The sequence below is a fragment of the Mesorhizobium sp. ZC-5 genome, assembly GCF_025753855.1.
Taxonomy (GTDB): Bacteria; Pseudomonadota; Alphaproteobacteria; order Rhizobiales; family Rhizobiaceae; genus Neomesorhizobium.
Genome location: NZ_JAOWPT010000008.1, coordinates 154,828 through 174,474, shown reverse-complemented (window position 1 = coordinate 174,474; position 19,647 = coordinate 154,828). Strand labels below are relative to the sequence as shown.

General features: G+C 62.7%; 20 protein-coding genes. 5 read left to right on the top strand and 15 right to left on the bottom strand.

All coding sequences use genetic code 11. The annotated features are described in order from the left end of the window. Positions 1–6 precede the first annotated feature (6 nt). The 8 genes from OHD58_RS20705 to hmgA all read right to left on the bottom strand — a co-directional run bounded on the left by OHD58_RS20705 (position 7) and on the right by hmgA (position 6,385). Positions 7–198, bottom strand: coding sequence for a DUF2783 domain-containing protein (locus OHD58_RS20705; protein ID WP_263805300.1), 192 nt, complete (start codon positions 196–198; stop codon positions 7–9). Then, entirely contained in the window at positions 191–1,810 is a 1,620-nt protein-coding gene (locus tag OHD58_RS20700) for an FAD-dependent oxidoreductase (protein ID WP_263805299.1), read from the bottom strand. The genes OHD58_RS20705 and OHD58_RS20700 overlap by 8 nt, the downstream gene beginning before the upstream one ends. Continuing rightward, positions 1,810–2,358 carry a DinB family protein gene (locus OHD58_RS20695; RefSeq protein WP_263805298.1) on the bottom strand — a complete coding sequence of 183 codons (549 nt, stop codon included), beginning with the start codon at positions 2,356–2,358 and terminating at the stop codon, positions 1,810–1,812. Before OHD58_RS20695 ends, OHD58_RS20700 begins: the two co-directional genes overlap by 1 nt. Positions 2,359–2,360: 2 nt before the next feature. Then, a complete protein-coding gene (locus OHD58_RS20690; RefSeq protein ID WP_263805296.1) occupies positions 2,361–2,648 on the bottom strand; it encodes a hypothetical protein in 288 nt (95 codons plus the stop codon). A gap of 10 nt (positions 2,649–2,658) precedes the next feature. Further along, positions 2,659–3,609, bottom strand: a complete 951-nt coding sequence (locus OHD58_RS20685) for an MBL fold metallo-hydrolase (RefSeq protein WP_263805295.1) — start codon at positions 3,607–3,609, stop codon at positions 2,659–2,661. Beyond that, positions 3,609–4,628 (bottom strand): fumarylacetoacetate hydrolase family protein, encoded by a 1,020-nt coding sequence (locus OHD58_RS20680; protein WP_263805294.1) that lies wholly within the window; start codon positions 4,626–4,628, stop codon positions 3,609–3,611. The genes OHD58_RS20685 and OHD58_RS20680 overlap by 1 nt, the downstream gene beginning before the upstream one ends. A gap of 10 nt (positions 4,629–4,638) precedes the next feature. Next, complete coding sequence (locus OHD58_RS20675; protein WP_263805293.1) at positions 4,639–4,992, bottom strand: DUF1428 domain-containing protein; 354 nt, start codon at positions 4,990–4,992, stop codon at positions 4,639–4,641. Positions 4,993–5,071: 79 nt separating this feature from the next. After that, positions 5,072–6,385, bottom strand: coding sequence for a homogentisate 1,2-dioxygenase (gene hmgA, locus OHD58_RS20670; protein WP_263805372.1), 1,314 nt, complete (start codon positions 6,383–6,385; stop codon positions 5,072–5,074). Between the two features lie 78 nt (positions 6,386–6,463). Here hmgA and OHD58_RS20665 point away from each other — a divergent pair, with 78 nt between their 5' ends. Continuing rightward, positions 6,464–6,928 (top strand): MarR family winged helix-turn-helix transcriptional regulator, encoded by a 465-nt coding sequence (locus OHD58_RS20665; protein ID WP_263805292.1) that lies wholly within the window; start codon positions 6,464–6,466, stop codon positions 6,926–6,928. A 9-nt stretch (positions 6,929–6,937) separates the two neighbouring features. Here the strand turns inward: OHD58_RS20665 and OHD58_RS20660 are convergent, their stop codons facing one another. From OHD58_RS20660 to OHD58_RS20650, 3 genes are all read right to left on the bottom strand, one after another. After that, positions 6,938–7,441, bottom strand: coding sequence for an HPP family protein (locus OHD58_RS20660; protein ID WP_263805291.1), 504 nt, complete (start codon positions 7,439–7,441; stop codon positions 6,938–6,940). Positions 7,442–7,612: 171 nt separating this feature from the next. Further along, positions 7,613–8,647, bottom strand: coding sequence for an L-threonine 3-dehydrogenase (tdh, locus tag OHD58_RS20655; RefSeq protein ID WP_263805290.1), 1,035 nt, complete (start codon positions 8,645–8,647; stop codon positions 7,613–7,615). An 11-nt stretch (positions 8,648–8,658) separates the two neighbouring features. Next, on the bottom strand, positions 8,659–9,846 hold the full coding sequence (locus OHD58_RS20650) for a glycine C-acetyltransferase (protein WP_263805288.1): 1,188 nt from the start codon (positions 9,844–9,846) through the stop codon (positions 8,659–8,661). Positions 9,847–10,002: 156 nt separating this feature from the next. On the opposite strand from OHD58_RS20650, the gene OHD58_RS20645 reads away from it, so the two are divergent. Next, positions 10,003–11,118: a mandelate racemase/muconate lactonizing enzyme family protein gene (locus tag OHD58_RS20645; protein WP_263805286.1), complete on the top strand. Its 1,116-nt coding sequence runs from the start codon at positions 10,003–10,005 to the stop codon at positions 11,116–11,118. Between the two features lie 179 nt (positions 11,119–11,297). On the opposite strand, the gene OHD58_RS20640 is transcribed toward OHD58_RS20645, so the two are convergent. Further along, entirely contained in the window at positions 11,298–12,512 is a 1,215-nt protein-coding gene (locus tag OHD58_RS20640; protein WP_263805284.1) for an acyl-CoA dehydrogenase, read from the bottom strand. 259 nt (positions 12,513–12,771) lie between these two features. On the opposite strand from OHD58_RS20640, the gene OHD58_RS20635 reads away from it, so the two are divergent. After that, entirely contained in the window at positions 12,772–14,847 is a 2,076-nt protein-coding gene (locus tag OHD58_RS20635; RefSeq protein ID WP_263805282.1) for a putative bifunctional diguanylate cyclase/phosphodiesterase, read from the top strand. 3 nt (positions 14,848–14,850) lie between these two features. On the opposite strand, the gene OHD58_RS20630 is transcribed toward OHD58_RS20635, so the two are convergent. After that, complete coding sequence (locus tag OHD58_RS20630) at positions 14,851–15,291, bottom strand: MarR family winged helix-turn-helix transcriptional regulator (RefSeq protein WP_263805281.1); 441 nt, start codon at positions 15,289–15,291, stop codon at positions 14,851–14,853. Between the two features lie 92 nt (positions 15,292–15,383). On the opposite strand from OHD58_RS20630, the gene OHD58_RS20625 reads away from it, so the two are divergent. Then, positions 15,384–15,866: a hypothetical protein gene (locus OHD58_RS20625; protein ID WP_263805280.1), complete on the top strand. Its 483-nt coding sequence runs from the start codon at positions 15,384–15,386 to the stop codon at positions 15,864–15,866. Here OHD58_RS20625 and OHD58_RS20620 read toward each other — a convergent pair. Beyond that, positions 15,810–17,855: an NADH:flavin oxidoreductase gene (locus OHD58_RS20620; RefSeq protein WP_263805278.1), complete on the bottom strand. Its 2,046-nt coding sequence runs from the start codon at positions 17,853–17,855 to the stop codon at positions 15,810–15,812. The two genes, OHD58_RS20625 and OHD58_RS20620, sit on opposite strands and share 57 nt — an antisense overlap. A 54-nt stretch (positions 17,856–17,909) precedes the next feature. Here OHD58_RS20620 and queF point away from each other — a divergent pair, with 54 nt between their 5' ends. After that, entirely contained in the window at positions 17,910–18,371 is a 462-nt protein-coding gene (queF, locus tag OHD58_RS20615; protein WP_263805276.1) for a preQ(1) synthase, read from the top strand. 23 nt (positions 18,372–18,394) lie between these two features. Here the strand turns inward: queF and OHD58_RS20610 are convergent, their stop codons facing one another. Beyond that, entirely contained in the window at positions 18,395–19,579 is a 1,185-nt protein-coding gene (locus tag OHD58_RS20610) for a mandelate racemase/muconate lactonizing enzyme family protein (protein ID WP_263805275.1), read from the bottom strand. Positions 19,580–19,647 lie beyond the last annotated feature (68 nt).

The window sequence follows — 19,647 nt, the reverse complement described above, 5'->3', positions numbered from 1 at the left end:
CCGCATTTACCTTTTGGCGGCCGCCAGCGCCTGCTCGAGCGTGCTCACGTCGTCGACGAGGTTGGCGAGGATCAGAACGAGGCGTGCGTTGAGGCGGGCGCTTTCCTCCGGCGTCAGTCCTTCGTGCGCCGCCATCAGCGCGGCATAAAAATCGTCGCCATCCGCTCCGAAACGGTCGCGGCCGATATCGTCAGCCATCAGCGCCTCCCGTGGCACGCCCGAACGCGCCGGCAATTTCCGCGCTCTCCCCCGCTTTGAACCGTGCGGCGATATGCTGGTCGGGACGGATCAGATAGGTCATCCCCGCACCATAACGCTCGGCGACGATCCCGTCTTTGTCGATGAGGGTCATTGCGCCATTGGCCCGTCGCGACCGGTCACGCGTCACGAACAGTTTCATCACCCCATCCGGAACGGTGTCCGGCAAATCGCTTTCCACCGCCATGACGGTGAAGCCGTTGCCGGCATGGTTCAGCAGCCAGCCTGTCTCGCCGTTCTCCACCGGGGCGTCGGCCATCGCCGCGCCAACCTCGAATCCCGGCCCCGTCCTTGCCTTGGTCTGCAGCGAAAGCCCCGCCAGCGAACACGGCCGCGAAAGACGCCCGGAATTCACCAGCTTGCGCGCGAAATCGTGTTCTCCCGCCAGTTCCAGCACGCTGTCGCGGAAGATCTTTTCCATTTCCGTCTTTGGCGTCATGAACGCGGTGGCGCGCGACGAATGCCGAATGTTCTCGTCGGCGCCGAAAATGCGCTCCTCGTCGTAGCTCGCGATCAGGCCCTTTGGCGCTTCGCCCCTCACGACCATGGCCAGCTTCCAGATCAGATTGTCGATGTCCTGGATGCCGCCATTGCCGCCGCGTGCCCCGAACGGCGAAACGATGTGGGCGCTGTCACCGGCGAAGATGACCCGGTCGTGCACAAAACGCTCCAGCCGCCGGCACTGGAAGGTGTAGACCGACACCCAGTCGAGCGTGAAGTCGCGGTGGCCGATCACCCTCTCGATGCGCGGAATGACGTTTTCCGGCTTCTTTTCCTCGTCCGGGTCGGCATCCCAGCCAAGCTGCAGGTCGATGCGATAAATATTGTCCGGCTGCTTGTGCAGGAGTGCCGACTGGCCGGCATGAAACGGCGGTTCAAACCAGAACCAGCGCTCCGGCGGGAAATCCGCCTGCATCTCGACATCGGCGATCAGGAAACGTTCCTCGAACACCTTGCCTTCGAAATCGAGCCCGAGCATGCCGCGGACCGGAGAGCGCGCGCCGTCGCAAGCGATCAGCCAATCGGTCTCCATGCGATAGTCACCGTCCGGAGTCGTTACCGAAACACGCACGCCGTCGCCGAGCTGCTCGACAGCGGTGACGCGGTTCTTCCAGCGCAGGTCGATCAGGCCCGGAAACGCGCCGGCGCGCTCGACCAGATACTGTTCGACATAGTACTGCTGCAGATTGACGAAGGCCGGCATCTTGTGGCCGGGCTCCGGCTGCAGGTCGAAGTTCCAGACCTCGCGGTCGCGATGGAACAGCCGCCCGACCTTCCAGGTGACGCCCTTCTCAACCATGCGGTCGCCGACGCCGAGACGGTCCATTATTTCGAGGGTCCGCTTCGACCAGCAGATTGCGCGGCTGCCCAGCGAGACGACGTCATTGTCGTCGAGCACAACGCATTTCACGCCGCGCAGCGCGCAGTCGATCACCGCAGCCAGGCCGACCGGCCCGGCGCCGACGATGATGATCGGGTGACGTTTCCCCTTGGCACCCCGCAATTCGGGCGGCCGCGTATAAGCGAAGGGCTCGTAGGCATAGCGGGACATCAGTCTGCCCCGCCAAGCCCCAGCCGCTCGACCTCGCTCCGCCTCAGCCGCAGGTCGTAGTCGAGGAAGAATTCGTCCAGTTGCGGCGGCTCGACCGACGTGCCCGACAGCATCGCGTGAACCTGGCCGCGATGATGGATCTGATGGATGAAAAGATGGGCGAGGAGATCGCCGATGCGCTCCGGGATCATGCCGTCGCCCCGGCGGTCCGTCATCACCCGCCGTTCGAGATCATGGTGCTGCAATCGATCGCAGAAAGCGATCAGGCGGCGATCCGAAGCGGCCTGCGCCGCAGCCAACTCAACCGCGTCGTCGAAATCCACGAAATCATCGGCGGCCGCGGCGCCGAGACCGCCTTCCTCGACGAAGTCGAGATAGAGGTGGTCAACGCCGAGAATGTGATTGAGCGTCTCCTTGATCGACGGGAAAAAGCTGGTGCGCAGCGCTTCGAACTCGCCGGGCTTCAATGCGAGTACAGCGCGGTAAAGGCGGTCGTTCGACCAGCGATTGTTGCGCGCCATGCTGCGATTGTGAGTCAGAAGATCCATGTTCACCTCTGGAAGGCGCCAGCAGACCACAATGCCACAGCGAAAAGTGCGAAGCCGACAAGGATAATCAGAAAACGCAAGTTCATACGGCGGCGCAGCGCCTGGGTTTCTTCATCGCGGGCCACGCGCCAGTTCAAAATGGTATGGATCCACATCGCCTTGCGCGGCACGCCGCTGGTGTTCTTCAGCCCTTCCGAGCGCGCCTCGATGCGGTAGGAAAGCCGGATCGCCGAGATCAGGACGGCAACCATTGCGACACCCCACAGACCGGCAAACCAGTATACGCCCATCGTCGCCCCTTCAGCCCTGCAGTTGCTCCCACATGTCCCGATCCCGCTCGGCGGTCCAGATGCGTGGCGTATCGATGCCGAGCGCTTCATCGTAAGCGCGCGCGACGTTGAACGGCAGGCAATGCTCATAGATCGCATACGACGCGAATTTCGGATCGCATTCGGCCCGCACCGCTTCCCATGCCTGTTTCAGCGAACCGCCGCCTTTTGCCACCCGCGCGGCCGGACGATAGGTCGACCGGACGAAATCCACGGTGTTGTCCAGTGCTTCGTTGACAAGCTTTTCGCCGACCAGCGCATCGCCACGGCCAGGCGCGATCGCCGCAAGGTCGAAGGCGCGGATCGCCTCGAGCGTGTCCGGCCAATCGTTGAAGTGGCCGTCGCCGCAATAACAGGCGGAGTGGTACTCGACGATATCGCCGGTGAACATCACATTCTCGTCGGGCACGTGGGCAACGATATCGCCTGCCGTATGCGCCCGGCCGAGGAACATCAGGTCGACGCGACGCTTGCCGAGGTAGAATGTAAGACGATCGTTGAAGGTCAGGGTCGGCCAGGTGAGCCCTGGTATGGACTCGTGGCCCTGGAAGAGCCGCGGAAAGCGGCCGAATTCCGAATCCCAATCCTCCTGGCCGCGTTCCGCCACCATGGCGCGCGCCTTTTCCGACATGACTATCTCGGAAGCGCCGTAGGCCGAAGCGCCGAGCACACGGACCGCGTGGTAATGCGAAAGCACCACATAATCTATCGGCTTGTCGGTGACGCCACGTATCTTTTCGATCACCTGGCCGGCCAGACGGGGCGTGGCCTGCGCATCGACGATCATCACGCTGTCGTCGCCAATGATGACGCCGGTGTTGGGATCGCCCTCCGCCGTGAAGGCCCATAGGTCGCGCCCGACTTCGGTGAAGGAGATTTTCTTCTCGGTCAGGTCGCCCTGCGAGGCGAACGCCTTGGCCATCATGCGCCCTTCTCGTATTTCTCGACCGTCTGCTCGATGGCGCCGAAGATCGAATGGCCGGCCTTGTCCTTCATCTCGATGCGTACCGTGTCGCCGAAGCGCATGAACGGCGTTTTCGGCGCGCCCTGTTCTATGGTCTCGATGGTGCGAAGCTCAGCGATGCAGGAATAGCCGGCGCCGCCGGCGCCCACTGGCTTGCCCGGTCCGCCGTCCAGTTTGTTCGACACGGTGCCCGAACCGATGATCGAGCCGGCAGCGAGCGGGCGGGTTTTTGCCGCATGGGCGATCAGCGTAGGGAAGTCGAAGGTCATGTCGATGCCGGCATTGGCGCGTCCGAACGGCTGGCCGTTGAGATCGACGGCAAGCGGCAGGTGCAGCTTGCCGCCGTCCCACGCATCGCCCAGTTCGTCGGGCGTCACCGCGACCGGAGAAAAAGCCGACGACGGCTTGCCCTGAAAAAAGCCGAAGCCCTTGGCGAGTTCAGCCGGGATCAGGCCGCGCAGCGACACGTCGTTGACCAGCATCACCAGACGGATCGCCTCGCGCGCCTCGCCGGCCGCCGCGCCCATCGGCACATCGTCGGTGACGACCGCTACCTCGCCTTCCATGTCGATGCCCCAGCCCTCGTCGGCCATTAGGATCGGATCGCGCGGACCGGTGAAGGAATCGGAGCCGCCCTGATACATCAGCGGGTCGGTCCAGAAGCTTTCCGGCATCTCGGCACCGCGCGCCTTGCGCACCAGTTCGACGTGGTTGACGTAGGCGGAGCCGTCCGCCCACTGGTAAGCGCGCGGCAGCGGCGATTCCGCATCATGCTCATGGAAACGAAGCGAGGGTACGGAGCCGTGCTCCTGGCCTTCGGCCATTGCCTCAAGATGCGGCGCGACCCGCGCCCAGTTATCGAGCGCCGCCTGAAGCGTCGGGACCAGGAACGAGGCGTCGGTGTAGCGCGTCAGATCACGCGAGACGACGACCAGTTGACCATCGCGCGTCCCGTTCTTCAGGCTGGCAAGCTTCATGCATCCTCCGTCAGGCTTCCACGAACACCTGGAAGCCGCCATAGATCAATCGTTTCATGTAGGCCGGCATCTTGTCCATGCTCGTCTTCATGCGCGGATCGTCCATCACTTTCTTTATAACCTCGTCGCGGTGCTCACGCGATTTGTAGGTTACATAGGAAAAGACGATGGTGTCGCCTTCTTCCTTCTTCACCGCCATCGGGAAGGACGTCACCTCGCCATCGTGAACATCGTCGGCCTTGGCCTCGACGTAGGACAGTGCGCCGTGTTCCATCCAGACGGTTCTGCCAAGCTCGGCATTCTTCGTGTACTCTTCCCATTCCGCATTTGGTACCGGCAGAACGAAGCCATCAACATAAGTCATTGTGCTCTCCCTTGTGGTCATGACGACCCAAGGACGAATGGCGGGCGATGGTTCCGACATCCGGTCGGAAAGATTCGGACTAGCTCCAATCGCCTTCGATTGTTCCGTTAAAGCGCTTCTTCAGATCGCTCCAGCAGTCGATGTAGTTGTCCTGCAGCGTCTCAAGCTCCGCCGCGTAGCGCGTCAGCATCTGCGGGAAGCGGGTTTCGAACATGAAGGCCATGGTGTTGTCGAGCTTCACCGGCTTCAGATCGGCCTTGGAAGCCTTTTCAAACCCCGGCGCGTCCGGCCCGTGCGCCAGCATCATGTTGTGCAGGCTGATGCCGCCGGGGACAAAACCCTCTTCCTTGGCGTCGTACTGGCCGTGGATCAGCCCCATGAACTCGCTCATGATGTTGCGGTGATACCAGGGCGGGCGGAAGGTGTTTTCGGCCACCAGCCAGCGCGGCGGGAAGATGACGAAGTCGACATTCGCCGTGCCGTCTTCGCCGCTCGGCGCCGTCAGCACGGTGAAGATCGATGGGTCGGGATGGTCGAACAGGATCGCACCGACCGGCGAAAAGGTCGAGAGATCATATTTGTATGGCGCGTAGTTGCCATGCCACGCCACCACGTCGAGCGGCGAATGATCAAGCTCGGTGACGTGGAACTGCCCACACCACTTCACGATCAGCCTGCACGGCGTCTCCTTCTCCTCGAACCAGGCGCACGGCGTCTTGAAGTCACGCGGATTGGCGAGGCAATTGGCGCCGATCGGTCCGCGATCCGGCATGGTGAATTTGGCGCCGTAATTCTCGCATATGTAGCCGCGCACCGTCTCGTCGATCAGCTCGACCTTGAACACCAGCCCGCGCGGCAGCACGGCGATCTCGCCCGGCTTCAGCTCGATCACGCCCATCTCGGTGATGAAATTCAGCCGCCCCACCTGGGGCACGACCAGCAACTCGCCGTCGGCGTTGAAGAAATGATCGTCGACCATCGAGTGGTTGGCGACATAGACATGGGCGGCCATGCCGCTCTGCCCCAGCGTATCGCCAGCGGTGGTGATGGTGCGCATGCCGGCGATGAAGTCGGTCGGCTCCGTCGGCATCGGCACAGGGTTCCAGCGATACTGTCCGAGCGCCAGTTCGTGGTCGTTGAGGTTCGGCGCCGTCTTCCATTGCGGATAGCTCGCGGCCCTGAAACGGCTGGTGTGCCTGACGCTCGGCCGGATGCGGTAGAGCCAGGAGCGCTCGTTGGTGCCGCGCGGCGCGGTGAACGGCGAGCCGGAAAGCTGCTCGGCATAAAGACCGTAGGCCGGACGCTGCGGCGAATTGCGGCCCTGCGGCAGCGAGCCGGGAAGCGTCTCCGTCTCGAAATCGTTGCCGAAGCCCGGCATGTACTGGAAGGTCATCGCTTCCTCATCCTGGTTGACGCGAATTGGTTGCAACTGTAACCATCGAAAATGTAACTATCAACCGGCGCGGAACCAATGGCGAAACCTGACGACGGAAAGGATAGCGGCCACGTGCTGCTTCTCGAATCCTTCCTTCCTTACCGGCTCAACCGGCTGGCCGATGCCGTCAGCCGCGAATTCTCGAAAATCTATCGCGACCGGCACGGTTTGACACGCCCGGAATGGCGGACCCTGGCGGGGCTCGGCCAGCACGGCACGATGACGGCCACCGCCATCGGCGAACAGTCTGCGATGCACAAGACCAAGGTTTCGCGGGCGGTGGCCGAACTCGAACGGCGCAAATGGCTGGTCCGCACGCGCGACCCAGCCGACCGCCGCGTCGAAAAACTGACGCTGACCAAGGCAGGCCAAGCGGTTTACCGGGAATTGGTACCGCTGGCGAAGGCTTACGAGGCGGACCTGCTGGGCAGGATGTCGCAACAGAGCCAGGCCGATCTCGCTCGCGGCATCAGGGCCATAGAGTCGGCTCTAAAGGAATAGCGATCCGGGCTATTTCAGCTGCTTCGGGTACTGGACCCTTGGTGGTATCCAGTGATGCAGAATTGCCAGGCCAACAAGGCTGACGCTGCCGATCAGCACCACGACAAACAGCGTCGGTCCCTGGAACGGTGACGCCGTCGCCACCAGCGGCAAGGCGCCTGCCGGCGGGTGCGTCACGCGCAGCATCAGCATGAGCGCGATGGCGATGCCGACCGCCAAGGCAGCCGCCCACCATGCACCCGGGAAAAGCAGCATGGCGCTCACGCCAACAATCGTCGCCAGAAGATATCCGCCGAAAATATTGATCGGCTGCGCCAGCGGACTGGCCGGTTGACCAAACAGGAGAACAGCCGTGGCGCCGAGTGGGGCAATCAGCAGTGGCAGCCCGGTCAGCGAGGAAAGACCGCCGACCAGCGACATGCCCAGAACAGCACCGGAGCCGGATTTCACATGCGAGAGAAACTGCCCGCTCGGCTCATGCCGGGCGGTAAAGGAACGGATATGATGGCGCATCGGCGATTCCGGATCGAAGGGCCCGCCTCGATAGCAAGTCCCTTGCGCTTCGCACAGCGATCAAAGTTCGAATTTTCGGTCGGAAACAGAAAATTCATTGCTCCAACTTCGCGAAATCCGATCGCACTGTGGTTGAGGCATCGACTTTCAAGACAACGGCCTTCGCCGAAATCACCAGTCCATCACCACCTTGCCGGAATTGCCGCTGCGCATCGCCTCGAACCCGGCGCGGTAGTCGTCGATGCCGATGCGGTGGGTGATCAGCCCGGAAACGTCGAGCGGGCCCTGTACCAGCGCGATCATCTTGTACCAGGTTTCGAACATTTCGCGGCCGTAGATGCCCTTGAGATGCAGCATCTTGAAGATGACCTTGTTCCAGTCGATCTCGAAACCGGTCGGAGCGATGCCGAGGATGGCGATCTTGCCGCCATTGTTCATGGTGTCGATCATGTCGCGGAAGGCATGCGCCGAGCCTGACATTTCGAGGCCGACGTCGAAACCTTCCGTCATTCCTTCCTCGCGCATGACGTCGCGCAGCTTCTCCTTCGACGCATCGACGACATGATGGATACCCATCTTCCGGGCGAGGTCGAGGCGCACCGGGTTGATGTCGGTGATCACCACTTTTCGCGCGCCGACGCATTGCGCCACCAGCGCACCCATGATGCCAATCGGCCCGGCGCCGGTGACCAGCACGTCCTCGCCGACCAGATCGAACGAAAGTGCGGTATGCACGGCATTGCCGAGCGGATCGAAGATCGCGGCGATCTCGTCCGGCACGTCGTCGGGGATCGGCACCACATTGTGCTGGGGGATGACCAGATATTCGCCGAAAGCGCCCGGACGGTTGACGCCGACGCCGAGCGTATTGCGGCAGAGATGGCCGCGGCCGGCGCGGCAATTGCGGCAATGGCCGCAGACGATGTGACCTTCCCCCGAAACGCGCTGGCCGACCTTGTATTCGGTCACCGCCGCGCCGAAATCCGCGACGGTGCCGACAAATTCATGCCCCGTCACCATTGGCACCGGCACGGTCTTCCGTGCCCATTCGTCCCAGTTCCAGATGTGAACATCCGTGCCGCAGATCGCCGTCTTCTTGACCTTTATCAGCACGTCGTTCGGGCCGATCTCGGGAACCGGCACCTCTTCCATCCAGAGACCCGGCTCGGCCTTAGCCTTCACCAGCGCACGCATCATGTTGGACATCTGTTTGGCCCCTAGCTGATTACGCCGAGTTCACGCCCGACTTCGCCGAACGCCTCAACCGCGCGGTCAATATCCTGCGTCGAATGCGCGGCCGACATCTGCGTCCGAATCCGCGCCTGTCCCTTCGGCACCACCGGAAACGAGAAACCGATGACGTAGATGCCGCGCTCCAGCATTTTCGCTGCCATCTCCTGCGCCAGGCTTGCGTCGCCCAGCATCACCGGAATGATCGGATGGCCGGCTCCGGCAAGTTTGAAGCCAAGCCTGGTCATTTTCTCGCGAAAACGCGCCGCATTGCCGTAAAGCCGTTCGCGCATCGCGTCGCCCTTTTCGATCATGCCGAAGACCTTGATCGACGCGCCGGCAATCGCCGGCATCAGCGTGTTCGAGAACAGATAAGGGCGCGAGCGCTGGCGCAGCCAGTCGACGACCTCGCGCCTGGCCGACGTGTAACCGCCGGACGCGCCGCCCAGCGCCTTGCCGAGCGTGCCGGTAATGATGTCCACCCTGCCCTCGACGCCGCAATGTTCGGCCGAACCGCGGCCGTTCTTGCCGACGAAGCCGACCGCATGGCTGTCGTCGACCATCACCATCGCACCGTATTTTTCGGCCAGGTCGCAGACACCCTGCAGATTGGCGATGATGCCGTCCATGGAGAAGACGCCGTCGGTGGCGATCAGCTTGAAGCGGCTGCCTTCCGCCTTCTTCAATTCTTCCTCGAGTGCGGCCATGTCGTTGTTGGCATAGCGGAAGCGCTTGGCCTTGGAGAGCCGCACGCCGTCGATAATGGAGGCGTGGTTCAACGCGTCGGAAATGACAGCATCTTCTTCGCCGAGCAATGTTTCGAACAGCCCGCCATTGGCGTCGAAGCAGGAGCCGTAAAGGATCGTGTCCTCCATACCCAGGAACTTCGAGATGGTCGCCTCGAGCTGCTTGTGCTCCTCCTGGGTGCCGCAGATGAAGCGCACCGAGGCCATGCCGTAGCCGTAGCGGTCGAGCGCGGCCTTGGCGGCATCGCGCAATTCCTCATTGTCGGCGAGGCCTAGATAGTTGTTGGCGCAGAAATTCAGGACCCTGGCGCCGCCGACCTCGATCCTGGCCGATTGCATCGAGTTGATGACGCGCTCGGACTTGTACAGACCGGCGGATTTCAGGCCTTCCAGCTCGGACGCGATATGGGAAAGGAAATTACCGCTCATGACACCGTACTCCGCAGGAATCGACCCGAACTAGCGCGCAGCTATGGCAGGAATCTATCATAAAAGCGACTTGGCGATCCGCCGTTTCCCTTGCTTCAACGAAGCGGGCACAGCGCTAGAGTGAAGATATCCGCCGACGCGAAATGAAGGAACCCCATGTCCGCCACGGCCATATCAAGCATCCGCATCCACAGGCAATGGCAGCCCTTTCGCGACGGCACCTATCGCTGTTCGGGCGGCCGCAGCGCCGAGGGTTTCGATTCAACCATCGTGGAAATCACGTCGCGAGACGGTCAACGCGGATATGGCGAGATGGCGCCGCTCGGTAGCTTCTATGATCCAGCCTTCGCCGAGGGCGCACGCGCCGCGATGCGTGAACTGGCACCGCAACTGTTGGGAGCCGACGCAAGCGGCGTCGAGGCGCTGAACCGCCGCATGGATCTGCTGCTGAAGGGCCACCCCTACGCCAAATCGGCGATCGACATGGCACTCTGGGATCTTGCCGGCAAGCACAGCGGCCTTTCGCTCGCCTCGATGAGCGGCGGCGCGGAGGGCGACAGCCTGGCGCTCTACCGGTCGATTGCCCAGCAGGCCCCGGATGCGATGGCTGCGCGGGCGCAGAAATACATCGCCGAAGGCTATCGACGCCTGCAGGTGAAGGTGGGGCTCGACGTCAATGAGGATATCGCGCGGCTGGAAGCGGTGCGGGCGGCCATCCCTTCGGACACGGTGCTGTTTTGTGATGCCAATGCGAGTTGGGGCACCTCAGAGACGCGGCAATTCCTGATGGCGACAGGCAACCTCGACTATACGCTGGAGCAGCCCTGCGCGAGCTACGAGGAAAACCTCGCCATCCGCCGCGCCTGCGAACGGCCGCTCGTGCTGGACGAAACCATCGACGGCGCCGATGTGCTGCTGCGGGCAATCGCCGATGGGCTTGTCGATGGCATCACCATCAAGCTCGCCCGCGTCGGCGGCCTGACCAAGGCAAAACTGGTGCGCGACATCGCGATTGCCCGCAACCTGAAGATCACCATCGAGGATACGGGCGGCGCCGAGATCGATACCGCGGCCTATTGCGGCCTCATGCTGTCGACACCGGAAATCCTGCGCCAGCACACCGTCGATTTCCACAATTGGGTAACGGTTTCGAACGCGAAAGCGGACTTCCGGATCGCGGATGGTGAGATGACGCTGCCAAGCGGTCCGGGGCTGGGCGTGGAAGTCGATATCGAAGCGCTGGGCGAGCCGATATTCCAAAGCGCCTTGTAGATGAATCTTCATCGGGAAAGCGGCGACAACGCCGCTTGTCCCTTCTCCCCGTTTAGGGGGAGAAGCTGGCCCGAAGGGCCGGATGAGGGGCAGTGAAAACCTCGGCGAGTTTAGAGCCGCCCCTCACCTGCCTGCCGGCATCCTCTCCCCGTGAACGGGGAGAGGAGCGCTCGTCACCTTCAGAAAAATGCCTGCAGCCCAGTCTGCGCACGGCCGAGGATGAGGGCGTGCACGTCGTGGGCGCCTTCGTAGGTGTTGACCGTCTCCAGGTTCTGCGCGTGGCGCATGACGTGGTAGCCGATCTGGATGCCGTTGCCGCCGTGCATGTCGCGCGCCTGGCGGGCGATATCGAGCGCCTTGCCGCAATTGTTGCGCTTGATGATCGAGATCATCTCGGGCTCCATCCGGCCTTCGTCCATCAGCCGCCCGACACGCAACGAGCCCTGTAGGCCGAGCGCGATGTCGGTCTGCATGTCGGCGAGCTTCTTCTGGTAGAGCTGCATGCCGGCCAGCGGCTTGCCGAACTGCTTCCTGTCGAGACCGTACTGGCGGGCGCGGAACCAGCAATCCTCAGCTGCTCCCATCGCGCCCCATGAGATGCCGTAGCGGGCGCGGTTCAAGCAGCCGAACGGACCTTTCAGGCCAGACACGTTGGGCAAAAGCGCATCCTCGCCGACCTCGACATTGTCCATGACAATCTCGCCGGTGATCGACGCACGCAGCGACAGCTTGCCGCCGATCTTGGGCGCCGACAGCCCTTTCATGCCCTTTTCCAGCACGAAGCCGCGGATCTGGTTGTCATGCGCCGCCGACTTCGCCCAGACGACGAAAACGTCGGCGATCGGCGCATTGGAGATCCACATCTTCGAGCCGGAGATGCGGTAGCCGTTCGCCGTTTTCTCGGCCCGCGTCTTCATGCCGCCCGGATCGGAGCCGGCATCCGGCTCGGTCAGGCCAAAGCAGCCTATCCATTCGCCAGAGGCCAGCTTCGGCAGGAATTTCTTGCGTTGCGCATCGTCGCCATAGGCGTAGATCGGATACATGACCAGCGACGACTGCACGCTCATCATCGAGCGATAGCCACTGTCCACGCGTTCTACTTCCCGCGCGACCAGCCCGTAGGTGACGTAGCCGGCGTCGAGGCCGCCATATTCTTCGGGAATGGTGATGCCGAGCAGGCCCGCCTCGCCCATCTCGCGAAAAATCGCCGGATCGGTCTTCTCCTCGAGATAGGCCTCCTCGATGCGCGGCGCGAGCTTGTCGGCGCAGAACGCGGCTGCTCCATCGCGCACCGCCCGCTCGTCCTCCGACAACTGGTCCTCCAGCAGGAACGGATCGCTCCACACAAAAGAACCGGCGGAGGATTTGCTGGCGGCCTTGGGCTCAATGTTCATGGACGGTTCCGATGTCTATTCTGGAATGAGAGGGCGGCATTTTAGTCCCGAACGCAGTGCCGACGAAAGCTCTTTATGCCGCGGCGGCAAAAGACGCTACCCTAAAAAATTCGGGGTTTCCTAAAGGCAGCGCTAACCATTCGATCAGATTCGGCGCCCCGACCGCAGGCAAATCCAAAACCTTTCCAGCCTGTTAACGCCTTGCAGCCAAGCTGTCGTCAACAACAAGAAACATCGCGTACAAGGGCCTCGGGGGCAAATGTCGCAGCAAACCGCATCGACAGGGTCGGGCAAGCTCATCCTGCTGTTCAAGAGCGCCTATTGGGTCGCGCTCCTGATCATCGCCGCGATGGCGATGGCGTCGTATCTGCTTCTCCAGCAGATGATGGCCGCGCAACAGCGCGACGAGGCGCTTCTCTCACTCGCCAACGGCCAGCGGGTGCTTTCCCAAAGGGTCGCGTTTCTCGCGGCGACGGTCGACACCGCGCCATTCACCGCCAAGCCAGGGCTGCTCGCCACGCTGCGGGAAACCAATGCCGAATTCGAGAAAAATTATGACCTGCTGCTGGAGCGCACCGCAGCCGACCCGCTTTCACCAAACCGGCTCGACAGTTCGACGGTCGAGAGCGTGCTGTTCGCCAAGCCGTTCCACCTCGACTACTTTTCGACCAGCCTTGCCGCCAACGGCAAGCGTTTCGCCGCGGCCGTCCAGGCCGAGCTCGGCATCGGCGGCCCAACGTCAGGCTACCTCGCCGACCGCGACCGCGCCCGTCTCGACGAGACGGTCGCCAAGGCGACGCTTGCCGGCTACACCGCGCTCGGCGAACAGATCAGGGGCAAGTCCAATGCCCGCCTGGAGAAAATGCTCAGCGCGCATCGTATCCTGTTCTTTGTCACCATCGGCATCCTTGTGCTCATCGTCCTCTTCATTTTCCGGCCGATGTCCAACGTGATCATGCGGCGTACCCATGAATTGGTCGATGCCCGCAACTCGATGGCCTTCATTGCCGTGCATGACGGCCTGACCGGCCTTCACAACCGCACCTTCCTTACCGACCATTTCGACACGCTGCTCAAGGGCACGCAGCGCCGGCGCGAACGGCTCGCCGTGGTGCAGCTCGATCTCGACCGCTTCAAGCAGATCAACGACACGCTCGGGCATGCCGCCGGAGACTATGTGCTGGTGATGACCGCCCAGCGCATGCGCGAATCCTGCCGCGCATCGGACCTCTGCGTGCGCCTCGGCGGCGACGAATTCGTCATGATCCTCAGCGGCGCCGGTTCCAGCGAGGACATCCACGCGCTGGCCAAGCGGATACTCGAACGCATCAACGAGCCGATCACCTACCAGGGCGCCGTCATTCATCCCGGCGCCAGTGCCGGCATTGCCGTTTATCCGGTGGACGCCGACAATGCCGGCGATCTCGTTGTCCATGCCGACCTCGCCCTCTATTCGGCAAAAAAGCTTGGCGGCGGCAACTTCTCCTTCTTTTCCGACGAACTGCGCCAGGAACTCGAGCATCGCAAGCAGCTCGAGCGCGACCTCAAGACCGCCATCGCGGAAGATTCCTTCAGCATCTATTTCCAGCCGCAGGTCTCGCTCGCCAACGGCGCCATCACCGGGGTCGAAGCGCTGGTGCGGTGGAAGCATCCGGAACGCGGCATGATCCCGCCTGGCGAGTTCATCCCGGTCGCGGAGAAATCCGGCCTGATGGTTCAGATCGGCCGCATCATCGTCCGAAAGGCCATCGAGCACGCCGCCGAATGGCACCATGCCGGGATCCATTTCGGGCGCCTCGCGGTCAATGTCTCGGGATCGGAACTGCGCGAACAGGATTTCGATCGCTTCCTCTTCGCGACGCTCGAAAAAGCCGGTCTGCCGCCGCAGAAACTATCGCTGGAAATCGTCGAATCCGTCATTCTCGACGATGAAAAGACCGGCATCGCGGCAAAGCTGCGCCATATCCGCGCCGCCGGCATCCATCTGGAGCTTGACGACTTCGGCACCGGCTATGCCTCGCTCAGCCACGTGAATCCGAACGAGATTGACCGGCTGAAGATCGACCGCCGATTCGTGCAGAACATCAACGCCAATGGCGACAACAGCAAGATCGTCCGCGCCATCACCGAGCTCGCACGCGGTCTCGGCATCTCGATCATCGCGGAGGGCGCCGAGACCGAGGCCGAACTGAACTCGCTGCTGTCGATCGGTTGCGAACAGGTGCAGGGATATTCGATCGCGTTCCCGATGCCCGACGACCAAGCCCGCTCCTGGCTTGCCGCCCGCAACCCGAAACGCGCCAGGCTGAAGGTGCTGCAAGGCAGCCTGGCCTGACGTCTATTCGGACGCTGTAAACCCCACATTGGCGCGCAGCATCGCCAGGATTTCGGCGAACTGCGCCTGTTTCTCCTCGGGAACACCGGCACGCAATCGTTTGTCGAAAGCCATCGCGACAGCGCGCAGGCGCAAGAACAACGCCTCGCCCGCCTCGGTCAGTTCGATCTGATGCACCCGGCGGTTGGCCGGATCGCGTCGCCGCGTCAAAAGACCCTGCCCCTCCAGCGCATTCAAATGATGGGTGAGCGTGGCGCCTTGGATGCCGATCGCTACTGCGTGCTCGCGCTGGTTCGCCAGGGACCGCGACTTGATCGACAGCAAGGTCAGCCAGACCGGAAGCGAACTGCCGGCCTCCGCCAGGGCCGCGTCGAAAGCGGTACCGACAATCTTGGCGGTGCGGTTGAGATCGAGGCCGGTCGGCGGGCGGGTGGATGAGATCATGATTCCAGCCTAGCATGATTTATGGATCCAAGTTGACTTCTAATCATTAGATATCTAATTGTTAGATATCTAGCATACATGAGGAGGTCGCGATGCAGTATGTCTATACCGTCGTTCTCGGACTGCACGTCTTGGCCGGAGTGTTCTGGGCGGGCACGACCATCACGCTGGCGCGCGACGCCGACATTCGCGCCGAGCGCTTTTTTCCCGCGCAGATGGGATCGGCAGGCATGGTGTTCGTGACCGGCGCGCTGCTCTGGTATTTCTTTCACGGCGCCTATTTCGGCGGCATGGAAAAGACGCTGGCCCTGGGCATCGTGGCTGCGATCACCGCAGCCACGTGCTCGGCGCCATGGTCGGCCCCGCGCAGCGGCAGCTTGCCGGTGCGGACACAGCGTCGGAAACCGTGCTGCGCGCCAAGATGGCGAAGGGCGAACGCATCGCCGCCCGCCTGCTTGTCGTCACCGTTCTCTGCATGGCCATCGCGCGTATGTTCTGAGCAATCGATACAGCCGTATCTAAATCCGCATCGCGAACCTGATCCCATCATAGATCGCCGCGTGAATGTTGCGTGACGCCACCGCATCGCCGATGCGCAGCAAGACAAAACCGGCTGCCGGTTGCGTGTTCGGAAAGATGTCGCCACCGTCGACCAGTTTCGCGTAATCGATCGCACCGGCGTTTTTGGACAGCGGTTTCAGCGCGAGATAGAGATCGTCGAGCGGCAGCGTGCCGTGCTCGACCACCACCTGGTCGACCCGCCGCTCATCGCGCCAGCCGTCGGCGAAGTCGGACGACAGCGTTGCCACAAGCTGGTTGCCGTCTCGCCGCACCGAATTCAGCCGCGTGTTGATGGTGACCCTGACGCCCTTCTCGTGGAAGGCGCGCATGTAGGGAACATGGTTCATTCCGCCCATTTCCGGTGCGAAGAAGCGCTCCGGCGACACCAGTTCCAGCCTTGCGCCGGCATTGGCGATCAGCTCGGCCGCCGTCATGCCCTGGTGGCCGCCATTATCGTCATAAAGCAGCACGTTCTCACCGGGCTTCACCGCTCCGGCGACGATGTCCCAGCTCGAGGTGACGAGATCGTCTCCCGCCTCCAGCGGTGGATTCTGCGGAACGCCGCCGGTCGCCACGATCACCACTTCGGGAGAGAGAGCCTGGACCTCATCCGCCTCCGCCCAGCTGTCGTAGCGGATTTCGACGCCGAGCCGCTCCAGCTCCGACAGCCGCCAATCGACGATGCCGATCAGTTCCTTGCGGCGTGCGTTCTGGGCTGCAAGCCGGATTTGCCCACCGGCCTGCCCGGAAGCCTCCAGTACGGTCACCTTGTGGCCGCGCTCGGCGGCAACCCGCGCCGCCTCCAGGCCGGCAGCACCGGCGCCTGCGACGATCACCCGCTTCGCAGGCCCGCTTGCCTTGGCGATGACGTGCGGGACCGTAGCTTCACGCCCGGTAGCGGCATTGTGAACGCACAGAGCCTCGCCGCCTTCATAGATGCGGTCGAGGCAATAGGTGGCGCCGACGCAAGGTCGTATCTCGTGCTCGCGGCCTTCCATGACCTTGCGCACGATGTGCGGGTCGGCGAGATGCGCGCGGGTCATGCCGACCATGTCCAGCTTGCCCGCCGCAATGGCATGGCGCGCCGTCGCCACATCCGAAATTCGCGCGGCATGGAAGACAGGGAATTTGGTCGCCGCCCTCACCTCGCCGGCGAAATCGAGATGCGGCGAGGAACGCATGCCGGTGATCGGGATGACCTTGGTCAGCGCGGCGTCTGTCTCGATAGAGCCGCGGATGATGTTCAGGAAGTCGAATTTTCCCGACGCAGCCAGCCGCCGCGCGATCTCGACGCCTTCGTCCTTCGACAGGCCGGCTGAAAAATCCTCGTCGGCGACCATGCGGATACCGACGATGAACTTTTCGCCGACCGCCTGGCGAACCGCATCGATCACCCGCCAGGTGAAGCGCAGGCGGTTGTCCAGCGTACCGCCATATTCGTCCATTCTCTTGTTGGTGGCCGGCGACCAGAAACCGTCCATCAGGTGGCCGTAGGCTTCGAACTCGATGCCGTCGAGGCCTGCCGCCTGCATGCGCTGCGCGGCCGAAGCATAGTCGGCGACGATGCGCTCGATGTCCCAGTCCTCCGCCTCCTTGGGGAAGGAGCGGTGAGCTGGCTCGCGCACCGGCGACGCGGACAACACCGGCAGCCAGTCGGCCCTGTTCCAGCCGGTGCGGCGGCCGAGATGGGTGAGCTGGATCATCACCTTGCAGTCATGCTCGTGGCAGGCGTCGGCAAGCTCGCGCATCCACGGAACGATCTCGTCGCGATAGGCCTGCAGATTGCCGAATGCGGCCGGGCTGTCGCGCGCCACGATCGCCGAGCCGGCGGTCATCGTCAGCGCCATGCCCCCCTTGGCCTTCTCGGCGTGGTAGAGCCGGTAGCGCTCCTTCGGCATGCCGTCTTCGGAATAGGCCGGCTCATGGCTGGTCGACATGACGCGGTTCTTAAGCCGCAGGTGCTTGAGCTGGTAAGGCTGGAGAAGCGGATCGTTACTCGACATGGTCTTTTTGTTCTACCGAAAGGTTCCTATAAGCGCCCGCAACGGAGCAATAACATGACCATTACCGACAGCCTCACCCAATTGGGCGCCAAGGTGGAGACGCCCACCTCACCAGACATCGCCATCCTCGAAACAGTGCCGTTTTCGCGCACTGAGGGCCCGCCGGCGATCGTACGCTTCACCTGCCCGGAATTCACCTCGCTCTGTCCGGTAACCGGCCAGCCGGATTTCGCGCACATCGTCATCGATTATGCCCCGGACAAGTTCCTGGTGGAATCGAAGTCGCTCAAGCTTTTCATGGTCTCGTTCCGCAATCACGGCGCCTTCCATGAGGACTGCACGGTGATGATCGGGCGGCGCATCGTCGAAGCGACGAAACCATTGTGGCTCCGCATCGCCGGCTACTGGTACCCGCGCGGCGGCATCCCGATCGACGTATTCTGGCAGACCGGCGCACCGCCCAAAGGCGCCTGGCTGCCAGACACCGGGGTGGCCCCCTATCGCGGACGCGGCTGAGGCGGGTTCTTTAGCGGGACGCATCAATTCAACGGCAGCCGGCGGTAGCGGCCGGGATTGGCGGGGTCCGAGAAGTGATGCATCGGACCGTGTTTGGAAAAATGCGCGGCCCAGCGTTTCATTTCCGCCGGATCGAGCTCGACGCCGAGACCCCGTCCTTCCGGCACGCGCACCGTGTTGTTAACCTGGCGGAACGGCCCATCCTTGATGACGTCGCCGATCTGCCAGCGGAACAGCGACTGCGAGGCCTCGGTGATCCACGGCGTCGCAGCGACGACATGCAGGTAAGCCGCGGTCATGATGCCGAGGTCGTTGGAATAGCACCAGAAACCCTTGCCCATCGCTTCGCAGGCGGCAACGAACTTCATGGTTCGCGAAAGTCCGCCAAGGGCTGCGAAATTGCACACGAAATAATCGGGCGCGCCGAGCGCCACGGCACGGCGCAGATCGGGGACGTGCGTCGAGAACGGGATGCGCGAATGCTGGCGCAGTGCCGCCATCTCTTCGAAGCTGGCGACCGGATCCTCGTAATTGCGAATGTTGTACGGCTCGATCTCGCGCAGGATCCAGCGGGCCGATGTCAGCGACCACTGCATGTTGGAATCGAGCTTGATCTGCGCAATTTCGCCAAGTGCCTTGCGCATCATCCGGACGGTCCGGATCTCGAGCTGCGGATCGCCCATGATCAGCTTGCCCTCGAAGATGGTCGAGCCGTGCTCTTCCCGCATCTTCAGGCAATAGTCGACGATCGCCTCGGGCGTCATCTCCCCGCCTGCGGCTCCTTGTTTTGGACGGAAGGCGAAATATTCGGAAAACGGAATGTCCTTGCGCACGGCGCCGCCGAGCAGCTTGTAGAGCGGCATCCCGAATACCTTGCCGCGAATGTCCCACAGCGCCAGTTCCACGGCGCCGAACGCCACCGAGGCGGCATTTTCACCGGTGTTCGCGGTGATCTGCCACGGCGGCACGCAACGCGCTTCGCAGTCGGCAAGGTCGAGCGGATCGGCGCCGATCAGCGCCGGCGCGATCTCGGCCTTGATGACCTCGCCGAAATGCCACCAAGGCGCTTCGCCGAGACCGACGACGCCTTCGTCGGTCTCGACCTCGACGATCGATTTCGAAGCGCCGGGGTAGACGCCGCCCGTCCACCAGAAAGGTGCGTCGAGCGGCACATTGACGTGGGTGACGCGGATATTGGTGATTTTCATCGCATACCCTCAGTTACCAAGCGTCCAGCAACGCCGGGGCGCGCCTTGTCGATCGCCGCTAGCCGCGG